Origin of the sequence: Mesobacillus maritimus (assembly GCF_023715205.1) — a bacterium.
Classification (GTDB): Bacteria; Bacillota; Bacilli; order Bacillales; family Cytobacillaceae; genus Mesobacillus_B; species Mesobacillus_B maritimus_C.
This window is the reverse complement of sequence record NZ_JAMBNR010000005.1, coordinates 130,687-151,672: the sequence shown is the minus strand read 5'-3', so window position 1 is coordinate 151,672 and position 20,986 is coordinate 130,687. Positions and strand designations below refer to the sequence as shown.

Genomic DNA, 20,986 nt, shown 5'->3' with positions numbered 1-20,986 from the left:
AAAGAGCTTGCAAACTTAATTCAAACATAAGAACTGGCTACAATTGCGTTAAAATCGGCTTTGGGATTTTAACAACAATCTTTACGAAAAGAGCCTTTTTAAATTACTGTGTTCTAAATTGATTTTGAAAGTAAAAAGAAACAGTTGCTTTCAACGGCAAAAACTGTCAAACTTAACGGATGGACAACTTCAATAAAGAATGAGCAGGTGACAAACATGATTGAAATTAAAACTTCGAAACTCAGTGATGGGGAATTCAATAGAGGCGTGTTTGCAACAAGGGATATTGCAAAAGGTGAGTTGATTCATGAAGCCCCCGTGATTGCCTATCCAAATGAGGAGCACGCACATATTGAGAAAACGTTACTTGCTGACTACGCGTTTGAATATGGAATTAATCATACCGCGATTTTATTAGGATATGGGATGCTGTTTAATCACTCCTACACACCAAATGCAACCTACGAAATCAATTTCGCTAATCATACTTTTGATTTCTTTGCTTACAAAGACATCCAAGCAGGAGAAGAAATTCTCATCAATTACAATGGCGATGAAGATGATCAAGAATTGCTTTGGTTTGATCGAGAAGACCAAGAATAAAGGAATCGACTCACCAAACGAACTGTTGTTTCCTTACCAAAAAAGGAACTTCCATCATGATGGGAGTTCCCTTTTTTGTTCCTTAGTCCACTTCTTTTTCCAAATTACTTCGCTTCGGACTTGGCGGATTGATTTCCTTATCTTCATCATTATCCCGTACAACCTTTTGTAAAACGATTGCAGATGAAATTGCCCATAATGTCGCAGCGGCATAATAGCCTTTTTCCACCAACGGCCAATCGGCGTTCCATAACGCGACAAAAATAAACGCCAGCGACAATACAAAGGACGTCCACGCAAGGAAGGTAAACGCCGGGGTATTTCTTCTTCTCATTGCTTCACCTCATATAAAATTAAAAATACTATTCCGGATATTATATATTCATCACTTAAGGTCATTATCCTTCTTTTTCAGAATCTTATTTTAACAAGAACCCTTTTGACAAAAAATCGTTTGTCTTCCCTCATGCTCTTCTTCTTCATAAAACAGGATTTTCCAATCGATAAATTCTTTCAATAACTCTTGAGATTTTAATTTATACTTATTACTAACATGCTGTTGATCTATTTCTGATGTAAGAAAATATGTCTCGATAAACAGAAAACCAGATTCTTTGAGTATTGATTTTATAATTGGAAAAAGGTTTCGGTCCAAATAATAAGTAATGTGGACCAAATCGTATTTTTGATGGTTCAGTTTGAGGTTTTCGTACTCTGTTAAATCAGCCAAAATCGGCTGGATGGACAGGTTTTCCTTTTCTACTTGCTTCTTTACATACTCAATGGCTACGTCTGACCCATCGATCGCATCAACTTTATACCCTAGTTGTGCCAAGTATCTACTATTTGCTCCAAGCCCACAAGCAATGTCTAACGCAGTGCCTCCTTTTAAGTAAGGAGAAAAATTTATTAAGCGCTTATTGACCTGCGATGGTTGACTGGTGGTTAAACGTTGTTGATATTTCTGATTCCATTTCTCTCTAGAATTCATGCTCCGTCCTCAACTTTTTTTCTTCATTTTAATCTAAAATCAAAGAACTATCTAACCTTGATTGAAGATTAATTGGTTGAATTTTCAAAAATTAAAACTCATTTCTGTCCGCTCTGCATATAATAATCAATAAACTCTCTCTTTTTCCATTTTGTGGAGAAATACTTTTAAGGAGTGATGTGCATGAAAGAAAACCTGAATTACCGTGAGTTTTACCACAAGGTCCCTTTCCATATTTGTCAAAATGATTGGTTTGCAATGGAAAAGAATCCTAAATACGCAGGTAGAATCAATGAATATACCCATTGGGTGATTGCATTAGAAGGCAATGAAATTGATTGGCAGCGTTCACAATGGCGTGTCGTTGTTTTCCCCTCCAATGAAGACGGTCAATTTAATTCGAACCTTCCTTTCTTCCAATCTCCTTTTCAGCGAACTTTTGACGGAGCCTATGAGTTGTTGAAAAAAATTGAGCAACTGGCAAAGCAAGACCAACTATCCAATCTCCAACTATAAAAAAAAAGACCCCAATGAATATTTTTCCTTTTTGAAGTTTTATGTGAAAAAAGTACATAATAATCTTTGTCTTCTAAACATAGATTTATATAATAATGAATAAGAGAGCATAAATGCGGAGCAATTAATAAGGGTATTTCCTGATAGGTGAGAATCAAAAGTGGAATGGAGTAGGTTCATTGTGAGGTATTCAGTGTTTACAAACTCTGATTATTGGACAGGCAGTTATTATGAACTTTCAATTGAGTTTCATCCAGCTGGAAACGATCAGAGGTTAAACGAGGCTCTCACGGCTTTGCAACTGAGTGATTTTGTTAGTGACTTATATGATCAGCAAATGAAGCCTGTTAGATTCCCAATTTCAATTGAACCAAGCAGTATTTATTCCTTTTACGGTATGTTGACCTTATCAGATGTAGTGACCTTACCTTGTTTGATTTCAATCATAAGAACGGATGAAGAGTCTGACTGGTTGGATTTCAGCTTTCCTTTAGCGAGTTTTGAGAAAAACTTTCTCCTTAAATATCCACTCACAAAGGAACTTAATCTTTGGTTAGGTGAGGTAGATAAGCTGTTTATTAAGTTAGCAGAATTCATTTACAAGCAGTCTCCCTTCGATTTTGCAATGATAGGCGAAGAAATATCTGGTTATACCGATCAAGAAAATCTGAAGGTGGATTGTTTAGATACAATCACCTGCCTTTTACCTTTTGAGTTACAAAGACGACTTGGAGTGCAGAAGCAAGGAAAAATCCTTTCTAATCAACTCAGACTTTATTGTAAAAGTTAGAATAGTAATTGTTTGTTGACTTGTTACCACATATAAAAAATAAAAGGCTGTTTTCGTAAAGTTTGTTGTTAAAATCATAAAGCCAATACTAACGGTAAATAAGCTTCTTTCTGCGTTATTACTTAGTTTATAATCTCTTCTCCTATTCTAAACTTGCTGTGGATGAAGTCATGGCTAAATTATTTATTTTTTATATTTATAAGTTTAGAAAAGAGCCAATTAAAAAGAGGACTACTCCACAAGCTAGCCCCCCAGTAAATGTTTATCCTAATCGAAATACAATGCCGTGTCCGCCTTTTGGATACTCCCATTTGATATTTTGATGAGGGCAGCCAATTCGACAGCTTCCACATTCATGGCATCCTTCATAACCGACATGCATGCGAATATCTTCCCACTTGTAGATTTCGGCCGGACAGAAAATGGTACAAATTTTATCTGGACAACTGGTCATGCAAATATCTGGATCTTTCACGTGAAGATGTGACTTTGTATCAGCGTTGAAGCGAACGAGGTACTGCTTTTCTTCGATGCTTTGCCCTTTTTTCTGTTCACTCATTACTTAATCACCTTCCAAGCTCGATACATATCTCGAGCGAGTTTCATTTTGTCTTTCCCCGATCCAATGTCTTTCCAGATTTTCTTTTGTTTATCCCATTTTGACGAACCATCGACGGTAAACATTTGACTAGCCGCTTTGTTCAACATTGGAATGTACTCATCGAAATAATGCGGGAATTTATCGAAATGATGGGTCGCGTCTTTATACTTTTGCATATCTTGACCAACAAATCCGCTCATTAATCTCGTACGATATAAATCAAGCATACTCTCAGAAAAGTCGCCGGCTTCTTTCGCAAGTAAAATTGTTTCCGCTGCCATTCGGCCTGAGGTCATCGCCAAGTTGGAGCCTTCACGGTGAATCGCGTTAACCAGCTGCGATGCATCGCCAATCACAATCACCCCGTCGCCGACGATTTTCCCCATTGATTTAAAGCCGCCTTCCGGAATCAAGTGCGCTAAATACTCTTGAGGCTCACTGCCTTGAATATACGGGCGAATCATTGGATGATTTTTCACGTATTCCAACAGTTCATATGGCTTGATTTTATGCTTAATCAAACCTGACAATAATGTGCCTACGCCGATGCTCAAAGAATCTTTGTTCGTGTATAGGAAACCGGTGCCGAGGATCCCTTTTGTTGCGTCGCCGAATAATTCGATGGTACAGCCTTGATTTTCTTCGAGATTAAAGCGATCTTCGATAATTTTTTTATCCAACTTTAAAACTTCCATAGTCGCAAGGGCGACTTCGTCTGGTTTGTATTCTTTGTGGAAGCCAAGCGATTGCGCTAGAAGGGAATTGACGCCATCTGCTAACACGACTACGTCTGCATAAACATCCCCATTAGGTCGATCGGTGCGAACTCCGACGACTTTTCCGTTTTCAACAATGCACTCTAGCACAACGGTTTCATTGACTAAAACCGCCCCTTGCTCGACAGCTTTATCAGCGAACCATTGGTCAAATTTCGCACGTAACACAGTGAAATTGTTATAAGGCTCTTTGCTCCATTCCATACCTTTGTAGCCAAAAGTGACGGCGGATTCTTTATCCATCATCATGAACCTTTGCTCAACCACTGGGCGCTCTAACGGGGCTTCTTTATAAAATTCCGGGATAATATCTTCCATCATTTTCCGATAAAGTACACCGCCCATGACATTTTTTGAACCTGGATACTCCCCCCTTTCTAGCAACAAGACGTTAGCGCCGCCTTTCGCTAATTCATAGGCACACGAAATCCCCGCCGGACCAGCTCCCACGACAATGCAATCAAACTTCTCGGACATGGCTAACCTCCTCACGATTGAGCGCTGCTTTAAATTGCTGCATTAAAATTGGTACAATTTCAAACGCATCGCCGACGATTCCATAATGACAAGCATCAAAAATTGGTGCCTCTGGGTCCTTGTTGATGGCAATAATGATTCCTGAATTTTTCATGCCGACAATATGTTGAATGGCACCGGAAATGCCGATCGCAATATAAATTTTTGGAGTCACAGTGACGCCGGTTTGCCCGACTTGATGAGGGTGCTCAATCCAACCGGCTTCAACAACATCTCGACTAGCACCTACTGCAGCACCAAGGGTATCGGCTAAATGCCGAACAAGCTGAAAGCCTTCCGCACTTCCCAATCCTTTGCCACCAGCGACAATGATGTCTGCTTCATCTATACGCACTTTCTTAGTCGTTTCTCTGACAATTTCCAATACCTTCGTGCGGATATCGGATTCTTTTAAATCAATGGTTTCTTCAATCAATTCACCTGATCGCCCTGGCTCTCGCTCGAGTGCTTTCATCACTTTCGCCCGCACCGTCGCCATTTGCGGCCGATATTTTTTACATAAGATCGTTGCCATGATGTTGCCGCCAAATGCAGGTCTGCTGGCTAACAACAGCCCTGTTTCTTCCTCGACATCCAATTCTGTTGTATCGGCAGTCAGCCCTGTTGGAAGATCGGTTGCTACAGCACTGGCGAGGTCTTTCCCAGTTGACGTCGCTCCGAACAGAATAATTTCCGGTTTATACTTATTCGAACATTCAAGAAGCGCTTTCATAAAGGATTCAGTGCGGTAATTTTCAAAAATCGGTTGGTCATACAAATACACTTTATCGGCGCCATACTCAAAAATAGGAGATGCGAGTTGTTTAACATGATGACCAATTAAGATCCCTGCTAACTCGGTGCCCCGTTTGTCCGCTAACTTTCGCCCTGCTCCTAAAAGTTCCAATGAAACAGAAGGGATTTCACCATCTTTTTCTTCAATAAACACCCAGACACCCTTGTAATCCTTGAAATCCATTAAACACCCTCCTTGCTCTGAAACAACTCTTTCTTATCCAACAACACTGAAAGCAATTGTTCCACTTGTTGTTGCGGATTGCCCTCGAGCATTTCTCCACCTTGTGGTTTCGGTGGAGCCCAAACCTTCGAGACAATCGTTGGCGAACCTTTTAAGCCAAGTTGCTTAATATCGACATCGTCCAGATCGTCAACTGACCAGACATGCGGCTTATATCGGGCTGCTTTCAGCATATTTGGAAATGGTGCATAAGGAACTTCATTGACCGTTTTTTCAACCGAAAGTAAACAAGGTAAAGTTGATTGAACCACTTCGTAGCCGTCCTCCAATTTCCGATGAACCACTATGGTACGTTCTGTTTGGTTTATTTCAACGACTTTATTCACCGATGTGAGCGGTGGGATGTCTAGCCGCCTTGCAATTCCGGGACCAACTTGGCCCGTATCGCCATCGATAGTCATCTTGCCGCAAATAATGAGATCAACTGGGTTTTCCTTGGAGATTTTCTCGATCGCTTTTGTCACCGCATAACTTGTTGCAAGTGTATCGGCTCCAGCAAATCGACGGTCTGTAATTAAATAGCCTTCATCCGCGCCAATTTCGATACACTTTTTGATTGCTTTTACTGCGGGTGGCGGGCCCATCGTGACAACCGAGACTTTACCTCCATATCTCTCTCTTAAGCGAACAGCCTCTTCCACCGCATGGGCGTCGTAAGGATTTAAAATCGCTGGTGCTGTTCTCCTGTCCATTGTGTTGGTTTTTGGATTCATTTTGATGATTTTTGTGTCCGGTACTTGTTTAATACAAGCCACAATATGCAACATGTATCCCCCTCCTCCTTTAAAAAAACGGGTAGGATCCCTCTAGATGATGATTGTTTAAAACTCCTTAAGGAAATAAACTAAAATGAAGACAGACTTGTCGTAGAAATTCCACATTGTTTGCAACTTGAATTGGGAATTAATCCGAATTTCCTCACTTTATGCTTGTTTACGTTAGATATATATTAGCGAAACAGTTAAAAAATGTGAATTTTCTGATAAATGATGTTAAAATAACTTTTTATAGTCTATTTAAGTGGATATGGTACGAGGGATAATTCAGTTGAGTTTGGGAGTTTTGTAGCCTTACTATAATAATCATGCAAACACTCATTATAAAAGCTTGAAAGCTTGTTTTCGTAAAGATTGTTGTTAAAATCCTAAAGCCGATTTTGACGCGAAATAAGCTCTTCTCTGTGTTACTACTTAGTTTGTAAGCTCATTCCTCCTCTTCTAAATGAACTTTGGAATGCTTTCATAGCTAAATCAATTCTATATTTACTATAAACAGCAACAAAGTTTGAGAAAAGACCTAAATAAAAAGTTCCCGTTTAAATCCTTGTGTTTTTAAACGGGAACTTTTTTAAAATATTGTTCTTATTCTTCTGAAGGTAAATTGCGTTGTTCTGGTAATGTATCCCAGAAACTTGTATCAGCTGTTTCGATGGATCCGTCGGCAATCGCGCGTACGGCCGCATCTAAAGTGAGTACCGTTTGTTTAATTAAATAACCATTGCTCTTTTGACCTAGAGCATAAGACTCGTAGGAATGGTCGGACATACCGCGCATTTCAAATAACAGTGTGGAGATGTCGTAGCGAACAGCGGCACCGTTACGGCCAATGTTTTCACCTGTTCCGCCAACATATTTTCCAATATGCCCCCAGCCTGTTGGGTGAAGCGTGTTAAACACAACCGATCCTAATTTTTTCGAACCTTCAAGAACTTCTGGGTCAACATTTGGGTTGGTTGGATAAAGAATCGAACCTGATACGAGTTGTCCGTCCGTCGCACTTCTTGTTCCTTGGTGATGAAGGTCAATCATATAATCAATCTCGTACTTTTGGAATACATTTTCATGAAGAACTCTTGCTTCAGGAACCATCTCTTCTGTCGCTTTATCATGCTCACGGTTTATATCTACGCCATTCGCATTATAGCGAGTCAAATGGCGATCACCATCAGCAAGATAATCATCTAGTGAGAAGTTGACATCGCCCATCGCTCCGTCTGCATTTAACATTGGGATTACGAGAACGTTTACATTTTCTAATACACCTTTTGATTTCCCTGTGCCAAGATGCTTCATAAACTCAAGCGCACCTTCAGTTGTTAATTGTTCGTTTCCGTGCTGCTGAGTTAAAAATAGAATGGTAGGATTTTCGGGATTGGAGATGTACTTTGCCATATAAATGTCACGGCCTTTAACAGTTTGACCAATCACTTCGAGCTCCATTGCTTCTTGATTTGCTTCATAGTTTTTTAGTGTGTCTACTAACTCATCATATGTATGTAGAATCGAAGTTTGGATAGAACCTCCAACATTGGGTCCATTTCCGACAGCTCCTACTGGTAAACCGATTGCAGTTACAGCACCAAATGCCATTAACCCTGATAACGAGACAGATAAAACTTTCTTTTTCATACTCATTAAAATGACCTCCCTCATTTATTAATTCTAGTAAAAGAATCTTTCTCTCTTATTGTAACGGCAACATTTACTAGTCTTAAATAGAGTATCCTTCCTATCCTTTTGACAATTTTCGCGTTAACTAAATGGTTTTATTTTCCTATAAAATAAATAAAAACATTATATAATAGGTATTTTACCACCTTTTTACTTTTATGATTTAATGAAGCAAAGGCATCGAGGATAGGTAAAAAGTCTTCTCTTTGACGTCTCAATATGCTAGGTTATTCAAAAAATAGTTTTTATGAGAAAAGAGATTGCGAACTAATTTTAAACATATAAAATTCTACTATTTCGTTAAAATCGGCTTTAGGATTTTAACAACAATCTTTACGAAAACAGCCTTGTTTTTTTTTTGCGAATGAATGAAATTTTTTTATTATTCCTAGGAAACCTTTATAATAAGAATGAAATGGATTGGAAATAGAGAGGAGTTTTACATTGGCTTATCCTAATACAGAAGAAACAGTTCAATTAATCAAGGAATTGGTGTCAATTCCAAGTCCGTCAGGTAATACAAACGAGGTTATCACTTTTGTGGAGAATTACCTAAAAGACTTACAAGTTGAAACGAAGCGCAATCGTAAAGGCGGGTTAATTGCCACTTTGCCTGGGAAAGATTCACACAATCATCGCATGCTGACTGCACATGTTGATACGCTTGGTGCGATTGTAAAAGAAATTAAAAGTAGCGGCCGGTTAAAGCTCGATTTAATTGGTGGCTTTAAATATAACTCGATTGAAGGTGAGTATTGCGAAATCGAAACGTCCGCAGGCCAAAAGTTTACTGGTACGATTTTAATGCACCAAACATCTGTTCATGTTTATAAAGATGCAGGTAAGGCAGAACGCAACCAAGACAATATGGAAGTTCGCCTTGATGAGACCGTACATAATGCTGATGATGTCCGCGCACTCGGGATAGAAGTTGGCGATTTCGTTTCCTTTGATCCACGCGTGCAAGTAACCTCAACTGGTTTTATTAAATCACGTCATCTTGATGATAAAGCAAGTGTTGGCATCTTACTTCAACTCATTAAACAAGTAAAACAGGAGCAGATTGAACTTCCGTATACCACTCATTTTCTGATTTCTAATAATGAAGAAATAGGATACGGTGGGAACTCCAATATTACGCCTGAAACAGTGGAATACTTGGCCGTCGATATGGGAGCCATGGGTGACGGACAGGCCACTGATGAGTATACTGTGTCCATTTGCGTGAAAGATGCTAGCGGTCCTTACCATTATGAATTAAGAAAACGGTTGACGCAGCTTGCTATTGACAATGAAATTGGTTACAAACTCGATATTTATCCATATTACGGCTCAGATGCGAGTGCCGCGATTCGTTCGGGGCATGATATCGTTCACGGTTTAATTGGACCAGGAATTGATTCTTCACATGCTTTCGAGAGAACACATCGAGATTCTATTGAAAATACCGCAAAGCTTTTATATCATTACGTGCAATCGGAAATGGTTCTGTAAACGTGAAAAAGGAAATCCACATTAGCTGGTGGATTCCCTTTTTTAATTTGTTGTCAGAGTTTGCTTTTTTGTTTTTAACCATTTTATCAAGATAAAAGTTTCTCCGACTATTAGCCCGATGAATAACGCCAATATAGCTGTTGAGTAGTCTGGGGAAACGTTTAACAATCTACCAAGTAAAAGTCCGATAAAGATTCCTACTAAGGTACCTTTATAACTCTTGATTCTTGTTTTAAGATAGGTTTTCATTTCAGATTCAAATCCTTCTTTAGATCATCATTAACACGTAAATAGAGGTTATCTTTGGCCTTTGAAAGCCTCTTCTACTATACCGTTCCTTGGTTTTCAACAAGTATGTCAGCTAAAAGCTTTTCCTATTAGCTGTCACTTTTTTTCAACTCACTGAATCTTTCCAAGAGTTCGAGTAACGAGCAAATTATTTAGGAATGCCGATTTCATCAAAAGGATAATAGCGGAATTTGACTTCTCCTACTACGGAATCGTTGGAAATGAAACCAAAAATGCGGCTGTCCTTACTCTTGAGACGATTGTCGCCCATAACAAAGTACATCCCTGCCGGTACCGTTGTTTCTCCGGTTTTATCCTCTAACAAAAAGTCCTCAGTTAATTTAACCAATTGATTCTTTGCTTTATTTTCCGTTAAGTACGGTTCTGGTAGGGCTTCGCCATTGATATACAATACATCATCTTCGACCATGATTCGATCACCAGGAAGACCGATGACTCTTTTCACATAAAATTTGTCAACAGCGTCTGGGGCATCAAATACGACTACATCAAAACGGTCAATCGTAGATGTTTTGCTCACAATGACGCGATCATGATTTTGAAAAGTCGGGGCCATCGACTCCCCTAAAACAGTAGTTGGAGTAAAAATAAAATGACGACAAATAATGGCTACTATGAATCCAAATGCCAATGCTTTTAACCAAGAATAAATCTCTTTTTTGGTAGTCCCTTTCATGCCTTCCCTCCTCCAATCAATCCGAATTAAAATTATTAAGTATATCATATCATTTTTTTACAATTTTTAGATAATAATTCTATTAGGATATAGAGGTTTTTCCTTGATGGTAAGCTTTCGTTAGTTAACATAATAATTCTATCGGAAACTTTTACCCAAAAAACAATGACTAAATAACTCCTGCTAATCATAAGATGGTATGGATTTTTATGGTAAAATAGAATAAACATAGAGTTTAAAATGGTGAGGATGACCATTACTAGCTTGAGAGCTTCCCTACCCATTCTTATTTTCAATAAAAATCTCAACGGTTTGGAGACGTTCTAGTCAAGTAGTTTAAGCCTTTATGGTCAAAATTAGCTCGAATTAAAAAAGCTTTACAATAACCATTACTCGTAGAGGTGTAACCGATGCTTAAAAATGAACTGATAAAAAAATTAAATTTGAAGTACCCAATTGTACAAGCCCCGATGGCTGGCGGTGTTACTACTTCCCAATTAGTAGCCGCGGTCAGCAATTCCGGAGGGTTGGGAATGATTGGTGCAGGTTATCTGTCTCCTGCTAAAATGCGAACACAAATTCAGGAAATCAAAGAGTTAACACCGAACATGTTTGGGGTGAACCTCTTTGTGCCCGAAGAATTTAAAATCAGAGCAGAGCAAGTGAAATCCGCCAATCAACTATTAAACCCTATTCGTACGAGTTTAAACTTACCTCAACAAGAACAAACTGAAGTACCTAGTTTTCATCATGTGCTTGAAACCTTTAAAGAACAAATTCAGGTTGTCATCGACCTACAAGTACCTGTTTGCTCTTTTACATTTGGGATTCCTTCTAAAGAGATCATCGCTGAACTGAAGCAGCAAAATATCATTCTGATTGGCACGGCTACGACGGTTAGAGAAGCGATTGAAAATGAAAAAGCAGGCATGGATATAGTGGTTGTCCAAGGAAGTGAGGCTGGTGGTCATCGAGGATCTTTTATTGATGAACACAACGAGAGTCTAGTCGGGTTAATGTCCCTGATCCCTCAAGTTGTTGATCAAGTCAATATTCCAGTGATAGCGGCTGGGGGCATTATGGATGCTAGAGGTTTGATGGCTTCGCTTTGCTTAGGAGCTAAAGGAGTCCAAATGGGGACGGCTTTCTTGACTTGTATAGAAAGTGGTGCCCATCCTGTCCATAAGGAGGCGATTCTCCAGGCCGCCGATGACCAAACCGTTATTACTCGAGCTTTTTCTGGTAAACCTGCAAGAGGGATTCACAATCAATTTATAGCAGATATGCAAAATCAAGAACTAGAAGTCGCTGAATTCCCCATTCAGAATACCCTCACTCAGGATATTCGAAAGGCAGCTTCAGCGCAAAATAACTCAGAATTTATGTCTTTATGGTCTGGCCAGAGCGCTAGTTTAGCGAAAAAGCAAACTGTGGAAGAGCTTATGAAAAGCTTGATTGCAGAGGCGAAAAAACTGGACCTAAAATTCTAATAAAAGATTATGGTCAGTCAGAAGCATATTCTGGTTGGCTTTTTTATTGTTCATTTGTGTATGCTTTGTTGCTTGATATATATTTTGTGTTATTTCCATATGCATCATTTCATAGAATCCAACCTTATTGGAAAAGATATACTATCCGTCTTTTAAGGGGAGTTGGATTGTGGATTTACAGCTAATTGAGGCTTATATTCCTAAAAAACATTTTGAAAAAGTCAGCGAAACTTTATCTGAGTTTCCGATTGTTTCTAATTGGGTTTCTAGAGAATCGGAAGAACGAAAATTGGTACGTGTTTTAGTTGAGACGAAAAATACGGAAGAAATTTTAAATTACTTAGAAAATGCCAGCAGCGTAGTGGACGGCTTTGAAGTGATGTTATTTCCGGTTCGTTCATATTTGACTCGGTTTACAGATGAAGAAAAAGAACAAATCCACCGAGAAGAACAAGAAGATAAAACCAAAATCCAACGAGCCAGTCGCCATGAACTATTAGGAGCAATTGAAAAATCGAGCCGAATTACGCTAAATTTTACTTTGCTAGTCATTTTATCAGCCATAGTGGTCACAATTGGATTTATCAAAAATAGTGAGGCGGTTATCATTGGGGCCATGGTGATTGCGCCAATGTTAGGTCCAATCAATTCGATGGCGTTTGCATCGATTTTAGGGGATTTTAAATTGTTGCGGCAGTCAACGATAACGTTGTTATATGGAATTGGAATAGTTTTAGCAATTGCAATCTCCCTTTCTTTTGTTTTACCCGTCCCCATTGAGAACAACGAATTCGCGTCAAGAACTCATGTAAATTTGTCTGATATTATACTGGCAATTGCATCCGGAACTGCCGGGGCATTGTCCATTATCAGTCGTTTGTCGGATGCGTTAGTAGGGGTCATGGTGGCGGTTGCTCTATTGCCTCCAACCGTTGTGGTCGGGATGACAGTAGGTTCAGGGTTTTGGCAGGAGGCTTTTGGCTCTGGGTTACTTTTGTTAGGAAATATTAGTTCTGTTATCTTAGCCGCAATCATTGTATTTTCCCTAAGTGGCATCCGGCCTGTTAAATGGAAAGATGTTGATCGTGCTAAAACCTCACGTAAACTCTCAATTTTGTTTGTTAGCTTAACGGTTATCTTTTTAATACTTGCTATTCTGTTTAGCTCGCATATTGATTTAATTTAATGCCGTAAAAACCCAGAGTTCATAGATAGAGTTCTGGGTTTGAGTGTTTAGCGTTTTGAGAAGAAGTCGCCAACTTGGTGAAGCGTCTGTTTTGATAGTACATAGATTAGATAAAGCCCAAGATATGCACCTGAGGTTAAAAACACCGGGTTAAGGAACAAGCCATGGATATTCGTCATGAACACAGTATCATCCTTGATGATTTGGAGAATTGCCATCGCCGAGATATTCCCGAACACCAGAGCGGAAAGAACAGCAAGACTATCAAAAAAGAACATCCATCTTTTTGATTGATAACAAAGGAACATCATAAGAGCTGGGCCGAGCACACTTCCAATCATAATGAAGAATTTCACTAACAATCACCTCTAGTATGATTCTTCACGTTGAAAAAGAACGGTATACTATTGTGGATGAAAATAAAATTGAAAGTGGGCTCTAGAAGTTATAATTGAATATTGTGACGATGTGACGGGGTTTGTGAATCTATTATGGGGCACATTTTTGCCTCTGCAACCTTCTTGGCTCTCCTTTCTATTTTTGCTTATGAACACTTCATGGTACACATTTTCTGCTACCTCGCGTTGAACTCTTCATGGTGCATGTTTCTGCCTTTCCTTCTCCTATTAATGCTCTATGAAACTATACTTAAAAGATGTGTTAATGCCCACCTACCCAACAAAATTTTAAATGTTGTCGACAAATGAAAATAATTGTTTGTATTCCCAAAAAATTCAATTATAATAGGTTTGAAATTTTATATTTTTCTAAAGGAGAAAGAAGGATGCAATCCGATACGCAGTATCCAATCTGGGCCTGGGTTGTTTTAATTGGCGGGGCAATCTTTTTGGTTTCAGCTTTACCAGGGTTTATCTCCACCCTACTCATCCCGCTATGGAAACCAGATGAGTTAGGCATGTTTTCAATGTTGTTTAGTTTGATGGCTCTCTGTTTTTTATTTTTTAGGATTTGGGGTATGAGAAAAGCTTATCAAGCTTTAAAAGCCTATCAACCATTGCAAAAACAACAAGCTAGTTTCGTATCTCAGCCTCAAAACATAGTCGAAGAATCCCCTCTTCCAGTTATCAAAAAACCAATATGGCCCTGGTTTTTCATCGTACCAGGAGTACTTTTGCTCATTGGGATGGGATCAGCTGTTTTGATGCTCCCGATTATGCCATTGTTTTTAGCGGGGATGTCGACCGATTCAGGAACCGTACCAGATTATGTTCCCATTCTGATCATTTTGGTTGGTTATGGAGTTATGATCGGCTTTACCATTTTGTTAGTTCTCGCAATTCGCGCATTACGAAAGAAGTAACAAAAAAGGCAAAGGAGTCAAAAACCCTCCCTTGCCTTTCTATATTTTATTTATTTTCACTAACAGCTTTATCTTTTTCAAATAGCACAATTAAACCTGGCAATAATACTCCTCGAATGATGAACGTATCGATCAAAATTCCAACCGCGACGATGAAACCAAATACGAATAATAATTGAATTGGTTGCGTCATCAGTACTGCGAACGTTGCGGCTAGGATGATCCCCGCTGATGAAATAACTCCGCCTGTATGGGCAACTGCGATTTCTACCGCTTTTTTCACCGAATGTTTTTTCCGTTCTTCCTGGAATCTGGAGATTAACATGATGTTGTAATCGATTCCGAGTGCGACCAAGAACACAAATGAATACAGTGGAACTCGGTTACTGATCGTATCGATGTCGAAGAACAGATTTGATAAAAACATTCCCAAGCCTAGTGCCGCTAGGAATGAAATTAAAATTGTTCCCATCATATAAATTGGCATTTTAATGCTCTTTGTTAACACAATCAACATTGCAAAAATTAAAACTGTTTCGAGGATGACAATTAAAATAACATCACGATTATTGATGCTGCGGTCATCAACAGAACTTGCTGTTTCACCTGCAAAATAAAGTTCCCCAGAAACCCCGCTGTCAGCCACGATTGTTTCAGCCTTTTCAATCATGCTTTCCATCGCATCGATGGCTTCAACTGAGTATGGACTTTCAGTAAACGTTAAATTGAAGTTAATGACCTTTTCATCTTCAGCCGTCCCATTCATACGTACATTGCTTACTAGAGGTTGATTGCTCAGTTCTTCTCTTAAAGCTTCCTGCTGTTCAAGGCTCAGGCTCTCTTTGCCTTCAAATAAAACCGTCGTTGGAGCAAGGTCTCCTTTTTCAAACTTTTCTTCTAAAATTGCATATCCTTGACGCGATGGCATATCTTCAGGAAATGAATTCAGTGTATTGAAATCATATTTTAGATTAAACATGTTGCTTGCGGATAGTAAAATAAATGCAGTTACAAGTAAAACAGCCCAACCTGGTTTTTTCACGACCCAGCGACCAACTTTACTCCACATGGAATTCTTTTTCACCATTTCTTCGCCAACACGTGGGACTTTAGGCCAGAATGATTTACGGCCAAACAGTGTAAATAATGCTGGAACAAGTGTGATCGAGGCCAACATTATGATCGCCATCGTTGTGGCAAAGGTTGGAGCAAAGTTGCGGTAGTCCGCGAATTCTGCAAAGAACAGCACAAGCATTGCCGCTAACACGGTACCTCCTGAGAAAAACACCGGCATCCCCGTTTCTCTCATTGCTGCTCTCATTGCCTCATACTTATTCTCATGAAGTTTTAATTCCTCACGGTAGCGTGAGAACACAAACAATGAATAATCAATGACCGCCGCGAATAACAAGATCGACATGATGGAAATTGTTTGATTGCTCATCACTAGTCCAGCTTTCCCCATCAATCCAAGTGTCTGCATGACCACTTCATAAACAAATACAGCGGCGAGAAGTGGAATTAATGCCAACAATGGTGAACGGTAAATCACGATTAATAAAATAAGAATTAAACCTACGGTAGACAAGATCAAGACTAAATCCGCTCTTGAGAATAAATCAAGCGTATCGGTTGCAATTCCTGCAGGTCCGGTAACATAAAGATTTAAATCTGAGTGATTTTTGACCAAATCATTGATTTGCTCTTTTGAAGTTTTAATTTCTTTCGTTTCCAGCTCAGGATCAAAATTTAACGGAATGACAGCCGTTGTTTTATCCTCTGAAAGGAAACCTTCAATTGCCTGTGGTGGCAACTGTGTAATTGGGATCAACTGTTTGACACCTTTAATCTCAGCTTTGTCGATTTCGTCAAAAACCGATATTAATTCAGATGTATCCAAATTGCCTTCCTTGCTTTGAAAGACTAAAATCGCAGGGATTCCATCATTGTTTTCAAAATATTGGTCGACTTTTGCTTGTGCAACAACTGATTTGGCATCTTCTGGTAGTGAATCGAGACTAGATACTTCATAGTCTTTGACACTCGGTGCAAACATAGCCAACATCATAGTGACCACCAACCAGGATGCTAGCGTAATCCACATCCCTTTCTTGGTGGCGACCCGGTCGGTGATCACTTGTAAAAACGAACTCATATTTTCTCTCCTTGTCTAAAATTAATTTTTCTAGGTTACTAAAACGACAAAATGACACAAGTGTCACTTTTACTAAAATAGGGGCATTTGGATTGCCATTCCTATTATCTTGCAAAGTGACAGATGTGTCAATTAATTTTGTAGAAACATTCCGTGACAAATTATTTCCTTTATTCCCTCAATCCATTCACTACGAGGGACGTTAAAGTGATTCGGAATCGTGATCGTTTGGAAAATCAACCCTAAAATCAGTGAAGTAGGCAGATTCTTTTTTAGTCTCTGCTCCCTTCTCCCTAATTGAATATAAGACTCTAGTTGGTAGTACATATCCATACGTTGTTCGTCTAATTGCTTTTTATTCTTTTCCACTTTTTCATTGGTGTTGGGAATATGTCGCCCTATTTCAATCAGTTCTGGAATGGTAGTTTGTTTAAAGATTAAATCAATTAAATACTCCGTTTGGGCTTCAAAACCTTCTTGCGCGTGAATATCTTTTAACTTCAGCATAAATTGGCTCATTTCATAGAGCATAAACTCGGTAATGAGCTCATCTTTATTTTCATAATACTTGTATAAGGTTCCCCTCGATACTTCTAACTGCTCGGCGAGGATACTAAATGTAAATCCTTCGTACCCATATGTAAGCAGGAGTTGATGCGTTAGTTGAAATAATTCGTCCGTTGAAAATTTCCGGTCGCGTGCCATGTAATCACCCCGCTTTATTATAAACAAAATAACCACTAATTTAACAACGAAGGATTAATATTGTGTTGTAAAAAATAAAAAAGAAAGTCCTACATCCATTTTTTTGGATGGTGCCTGGCACCTTCCAGTTACTGGTATCGAAGGAATAAGTCGAAGCCTAATATGGTGGCAAATCCAAATACGAGTGTCCAAATGGCGAGACTCGCAATCATCCAAACTAGAACCCAGTTTTTCTTTGCTCCTAACGACATTCCAATAAACGTCGCAATGTGGATACCAATCAAAATTGGACCCAGTAAAGCAAGTCCTGGCAATCCATATTTATTCCAAATCTTTTTAGCTCGTTCATTTCGTTTTGATGGTTCTTTCCTTTGTTTATTCCGTCTTTTATCGAGCCATTGTTTCACTTTTTCATATGCGTAGACGATGGGAATTACTGTACTTATATTTCCGACGAACGCCAGTACCATAACCCAAAACGGAGATAAACCTGCGACAATCCCAAGTGGAATCACTAGCGCAATCTCAAACCAAGGAATCGCTGCACCTAAAAACACCAAAAAATATTCATAAATAACCAAACTATTCCCCCTTATCCTTTCGTTTGCATATGCCCCATAATAAAGGATGGATAATAAGATGAAAAGCGTAATTCACTAAATCACAAAAAATGGTGGGGATAATAACGATTCAATGGACAGGTTTTGTAAGCTCCGATGCGAATGGATTGATCACCTTCCAACCTTTTGCCTCAAATAGCTTACCTAGCATCCAAAGATGGTCACTTCCCACTAATAATAGAATCGGACCCTCATCATCGGCCGCACTCGACAATTCAACCACTCTTTTAAACATAATCAACTCTCGCTCCATCCATTTTTGCAAAAACTGAACCCCTATTTGATCTTTGTTCCTGTTCTCCACGGTCACAAATGAAAGGTACATCATCTCTAATTCTTTTAATCTGTCAGGAGATTGTAAACATCGATAACTTTCCATTAACTCTACATCTTGATGGAGATTCGCCACTTTGTCTTGGTAGCATTTATCTGTTTTAAAATTTGAGGATAAAATTCTGAACAGTGGTCATGAGATCGTCCAGTTCATCTTGTGTAATCTTTCCAGCTTCATTGAAGCATATACTCGATCGTGCTGTTGCTTTTTTGCCAATCTAAAACCAATTTGTTGGATTTCATCCATCGTATACTGACCATCTGAATGAAGATAGGCTGTATTTAATTCATCTTCAGTGGAACTTTCCCATTCTAAAGCAACTTTAGTTGGTTGATATTCAGCTAAAAAATCTACGAGTTGCTCAATTTCTTGTGTTTTCTTTTGAAGAATGTCTTCATGTTGTTCAAAATGGAAAGTACCGACAAGAATAAGTTTTTTGATCACGTTTAGCCTCCGTTATTACATAAGGCTTTTTTCTGTAACCTTGTCGCTGTGAAAAGAATTAGATAGATTTCGAACGACTAACTCTTTCATAAAATGCTTATTACAAAATCGCTTTTAAATTTCTATAACAGTTTTACGAAAAACAGCTTCATATAAAAATGGCGCGATTTTTTATCGCGCCATCATGATATGAATGTATTAAATCACACGAACAGTGACAATGCCGTCGATCTGCGTGATTTTTTCTAATAAACCTGGAATGGTTTCTCCGTTTACTTTATTATCAATATCGATCATGGTATACGCGTATTCGCCACGGCTACGATTGACCATGTCTGCGATGTTCAGGTTGTAAGCAGAAATCGCGTTTGTAATTTGCCCAACCATGTTTGGTACATTTTTATGGAAAGCCGCAACACGACGCTTGCCAGTATAAGGAAGAGATGTGTTCGGGAAGTTCACAGAGTTGCGAATATTTCCTGTTTCTAAAAACTCCTTTACTTGACGGGCAGCCATGAGCGCGCAGTTTTCTTCTGATTCTCTTGTAGATGCACCAAGATGTGGGATTGGAACAGCGTTTTTCATTTTTAATACACGTTCATTTGGGAAATCAGTAATGTACTTGCCAACGCGTCCGCTTTCAAGTGCAACGGCCATATCTTCTTCATTCACAAGTTCACCACGAGAAAAGTTCAAAATATGAACGCCAGGTTTCATGATCGCAAACGTTTCTTTATTGAACATTTCTTTTGTTCCGTCCGTTAATGGTACGTGAACGGTAATATAATCGGAGTTTGCAAACAATTCTTCAAGGGACATTGCACGTTGGACATTGCGGGAAAGGTTCCAAGCAGTATCAACAGAAATGAATGGATCAAAGCCGATGACATCCATATCTAAATCAAGTGCATCATTGGCAACAAGTGCACCAATCGCTCCTAAACCGATGACACCAAGTGTTTTGCCTTTAATTTCTTTTCCAACAAATTGCTTTTTGCCTGCTTCCACTAACTTCGGAATTTGCTCCCCTTCACCTTCTAGTGATTTCGTCCAAGAAACACCAGCAAATAGATTACGAGAAGAAGCCATTAAACAAGTTAAAACTAATTCTTTAACGGCGTTTGCATTAGCCCCAGGTGTATTGAAGACAACAATTCCTTGTTCCGTACATCTAGCTACAGGGATATTATTGACTCCTGCTCCGGCACGTGCAATTGCCTTTAAATTCTGGTCAAAAGACATGTCATGCATATTGAAACTGCGGACAACAATGGCATCAGGGCTTTCGCTATTTTCATCAATTTTATAATCTTCTTGGGTTTGAAAGACATTTAGTCCACATTCCGCAATATTATTTAATGGTTTAATCGTTTTGACTTTGTCAACTGTAAGTGCACTCATTCCATTTTCTCCTCTTTTCGTTTAATTTCTCTTTATAAAAACTCTTTTCTCGAAAGCTGATTAATCAGCAAAAATGAAAAAAAGAGCAAACAAACAAAAACATTTTTCTACTTGAAATTAGCTGTAGGATTTTAACAATAATCTTGAAAGTTCTTTTATCGAACTTTGTTGCTTGCTTGTTTTAATTAAGGCTGTATTTATTATGGTTCAAACTAGCCTCGTGATAAAGAAACTTTATCAGAAAACATTATGACTCTCTCACTCACTAATCTGAATAATTAATAAACTACCATTAATAACTCCTGATGTACACCCTAAACTGCTGGATAAAAATACTTTTCTTCTGCTAGCGCCTCCCTTAAAACACAAAGAGGTAAAGGGATTCCTCCCCTTACCTCTGCCCAGGCGAACGGCTTTTCGATACTATGTGCTCCCTCACGGTGATCCGTGTTTCGCCAGTTACACATAGCCATTTCATTTTGTACTATTTTATCAGAATCTACATTTTCCATCAACAGAAATGTTTACTTTTTTCGAATAATTTCGAAACTAACTAGCCAAAGGTTGAA

At 38.8% G+C, this 20,986-nt stretch carries 21 protein-coding genes, 1 pseudogene and 1 riboswitch; of the genes and pseudogenes, 7 read left to right on the top strand and 15 right to left on the bottom strand.

Features of this window, described 5'->3' with window-relative positions; genetic code table 11:
- Nucleotides 1–216 precede the first annotated feature (216 nt).
- The gene (locus M3182_RS08900; protein WP_251433220.1) at nucleotides 217–603 is read left to right on the top strand and encodes an SET domain-containing protein; all 387 of its coding nucleotides are present in this window, start codon (nucleotides 217–219) and stop codon (nucleotides 601–603) included.
- Between the two features lie 82 nt (nucleotides 604–685).
- Here M3182_RS08900 and M3182_RS08895 read toward each other — a convergent pair whose 3' ends face one another.
- Nucleotides 686–937: a YiaA/YiaB family inner membrane protein gene (locus tag M3182_RS08895; protein WP_251557701.1), complete on the bottom strand. Its 252-nt coding sequence runs from the start codon at nucleotides 935–937 to the stop codon at nucleotides 686–688.
- Between the two features lie 90 nt (nucleotides 938–1,027).
- Nucleotides 1,028–1,594, bottom strand: a complete 567-nt coding sequence (locus M3182_RS08890; RefSeq protein WP_251557700.1) for a class I SAM-dependent methyltransferase — start codon at nucleotides 1,592–1,594, stop codon at nucleotides 1,028–1,030.
- A gap of 183 nt (nucleotides 1,595–1,777) precedes the next feature.
- Between M3182_RS08890 and M3182_RS08885 the strand changes: the two genes are divergently transcribed.
- Nucleotides 1,778–2,110 (top strand): hypothetical protein, encoded by a 333-nt coding sequence (locus tag M3182_RS08885; RefSeq protein WP_251557699.1) that lies wholly within the window; start codon nucleotides 1,778–1,780, stop codon nucleotides 2,108–2,110.
- Between the two features lie 181 nt (nucleotides 2,111–2,291).
- Nucleotides 2,292–2,900: a hypothetical protein gene (locus M3182_RS08880; RefSeq protein WP_251557698.1), complete on the top strand. Its 609-nt coding sequence runs from the start codon at nucleotides 2,292–2,294 to the stop codon at nucleotides 2,898–2,900.
- Nucleotides 2,901–3,162: 262 nt separating this feature from the next.
- Here M3182_RS08880 and M3182_RS08875 read toward each other — a convergent pair whose 3' ends face one another.
- From M3182_RS08875 to M3182_RS08855, 5 genes are all read right to left on the bottom strand, one after another.
- The gene (locus M3182_RS08875; protein ID WP_221874809.1) at nucleotides 3,163–3,459 is read right to left on the bottom strand and encodes a ferredoxin family protein; all 297 of its coding nucleotides are present in this window, start codon (nucleotides 3,457–3,459) and stop codon (nucleotides 3,163–3,165) included.
- The gene (locus tag M3182_RS08870) at nucleotides 3,459–4,754 is read right to left on the bottom strand and encodes an FAD-dependent oxidoreductase (protein WP_251557697.1); all 1,296 of its coding nucleotides are present in this window, start codon (nucleotides 4,752–4,754) and stop codon (nucleotides 3,459–3,461) included. The genes M3182_RS08875 and M3182_RS08870 overlap by 1 nt, the downstream gene beginning before the upstream one ends.
- On the bottom strand, nucleotides 4,738–5,772 hold the full coding sequence (locus M3182_RS08865) for an electron transfer flavoprotein subunit alpha/FixB family protein (protein WP_251557696.1): 1,035 nt from the start codon (nucleotides 5,770–5,772) through the stop codon (nucleotides 4,738–4,740). The genes M3182_RS08870 and M3182_RS08865 overlap by 17 nt, the downstream gene beginning before the upstream one ends.
- Complete coding sequence (locus tag M3182_RS08860) at nucleotides 5,772–6,599, bottom strand: electron transfer flavoprotein subunit beta/FixA family protein (RefSeq protein WP_251557695.1); 828 nt, start codon at nucleotides 6,597–6,599, stop codon at nucleotides 5,772–5,774. The genes M3182_RS08865 and M3182_RS08860 overlap by 1 nt, the downstream gene beginning before the upstream one ends.
- A 594-nt stretch (nucleotides 6,600–7,193) precedes the next feature.
- Complete coding sequence (locus tag M3182_RS08855; protein ID WP_251557892.1) at nucleotides 7,194–8,240, bottom strand: M14 family zinc carboxypeptidase; 1,047 nt, start codon at nucleotides 8,238–8,240, stop codon at nucleotides 7,194–7,196.
- Between the two features lie 486 nt (nucleotides 8,241–8,726).
- On the opposite strand from M3182_RS08855, the gene M3182_RS08850 reads away from it, so the two are divergent.
- Nucleotides 8,727–9,776 carry a M42 family metallopeptidase gene (locus M3182_RS08850; RefSeq protein ID WP_251557694.1) on the top strand — a complete coding sequence of 350 codons (1,050 nt, stop codon included), beginning with the start codon at nucleotides 8,727–8,729 and terminating at the stop codon, nucleotides 9,774–9,776.
- 42 nt (nucleotides 9,777–9,818) lie between these two features.
- On the opposite strand, the gene M3182_RS08845 is transcribed toward M3182_RS08850, so the two are convergent.
- A complete protein-coding gene (locus M3182_RS08845) occupies nucleotides 9,819–10,025 on the bottom strand; it encodes a hypothetical protein (protein WP_251557693.1) in 207 nt (68 codons plus the stop codon).
- Nucleotides 10,026–10,212: 187 nt separating this feature from the next.
- Nucleotides 10,213–10,761 carry a signal peptidase I gene (lepB, locus tag M3182_RS08840; protein ID WP_251557692.1) on the bottom strand — a complete coding sequence of 183 codons (549 nt, stop codon included), beginning with the start codon at nucleotides 10,759–10,761 and terminating at the stop codon, nucleotides 10,213–10,215.
- A gap of 410 nt (nucleotides 10,762–11,171) precedes the next feature.
- Between lepB and M3182_RS08835 the strand changes: the two genes are divergently transcribed.
- Nucleotides 11,172–12,251 carry an NAD(P)H-dependent flavin oxidoreductase gene (locus M3182_RS08835; RefSeq protein ID WP_251557691.1) on the top strand — a complete coding sequence of 360 codons (1,080 nt, stop codon included), beginning with the start codon at nucleotides 11,172–11,174 and terminating at the stop codon, nucleotides 12,249–12,251.
- Nucleotides 12,252–12,420: 169 nt separating this feature from the next.
- Nucleotides 12,421–13,437 carry a TIGR00341 family protein gene (locus tag M3182_RS08830; protein ID WP_251557690.1) on the top strand — a complete coding sequence of 339 codons (1,017 nt, stop codon included), beginning with the start codon at nucleotides 12,421–12,423 and terminating at the stop codon, nucleotides 13,435–13,437.
- A 47-nt stretch (nucleotides 13,438–13,484) separates the two neighbouring features.
- Here the strand turns inward: M3182_RS08830 and M3182_RS08825 are convergent, their stop codons facing one another.
- Entirely contained in the window at nucleotides 13,485–13,793 is a 309-nt protein-coding gene (locus tag M3182_RS08825; RefSeq protein WP_251557689.1) for a transposase, read from the bottom strand.
- A 428-nt stretch (nucleotides 13,794–14,221) separates the two neighbouring features.
- Here M3182_RS08825 and M3182_RS08820 point away from each other — a divergent pair, with 428 nt between their 5' ends.
- On the top strand, nucleotides 14,222–14,758 hold the full coding sequence (locus M3182_RS08820) for a hypothetical protein (protein ID WP_251557688.1): 537 nt from the start codon (nucleotides 14,222–14,224) through the stop codon (nucleotides 14,756–14,758).
- 46 nt (nucleotides 14,759–14,804) lie between these two features.
- Here the strand turns inward: M3182_RS08820 and M3182_RS08815 are convergent, their stop codons facing one another.
- From M3182_RS08815 to M3182_RS08795, 5 genes and pseudogenes are all read right to left on the bottom strand, one after another.
- Entirely contained in the window at nucleotides 14,805–16,913 is a 2,109-nt protein-coding gene (locus M3182_RS08815; protein WP_251557687.1) for an MMPL family transporter, read from the bottom strand.
- Between the two features lie 132 nt (nucleotides 16,914–17,045).
- Nucleotides 17,046–17,618 carry a TetR/AcrR family transcriptional regulator gene (locus M3182_RS08810; RefSeq protein ID WP_251557686.1) on the bottom strand — a complete coding sequence of 191 codons (573 nt, stop codon included), beginning with the start codon at nucleotides 17,616–17,618 and terminating at the stop codon, nucleotides 17,046–17,048.
- A gap of 128 nt (nucleotides 17,619–17,746) precedes the next feature.
- Complete coding sequence (locus M3182_RS08805) at nucleotides 17,747–18,199, bottom strand: small multi-drug export protein (protein WP_285867526.1); 453 nt, start codon at nucleotides 18,197–18,199, stop codon at nucleotides 17,747–17,749.
- 109 nt (nucleotides 18,200–18,308) lie between these two features.
- Nucleotides 18,309–19,016: pseudogene (locus tag M3182_RS08800) on the bottom strand (DUF5694 domain-containing protein).
- A gap of 198 nt (nucleotides 19,017–19,214) precedes the next feature.
- On the bottom strand, nucleotides 19,215–20,417 hold the full coding sequence (locus M3182_RS08795; RefSeq protein ID WP_251557685.1) for a phosphoglycerate dehydrogenase: 1,203 nt from the start codon (nucleotides 20,415–20,417) through the stop codon (nucleotides 19,215–19,217).
- A 392-nt stretch (nucleotides 20,418–20,809) separates the two neighbouring features.
- Nucleotides 20,810–20,890: riboswitch (ZMP/ZTP riboswitch) on the bottom strand.
- Nucleotides 20,891–20,986: the final 96 nt, after the last annotated feature.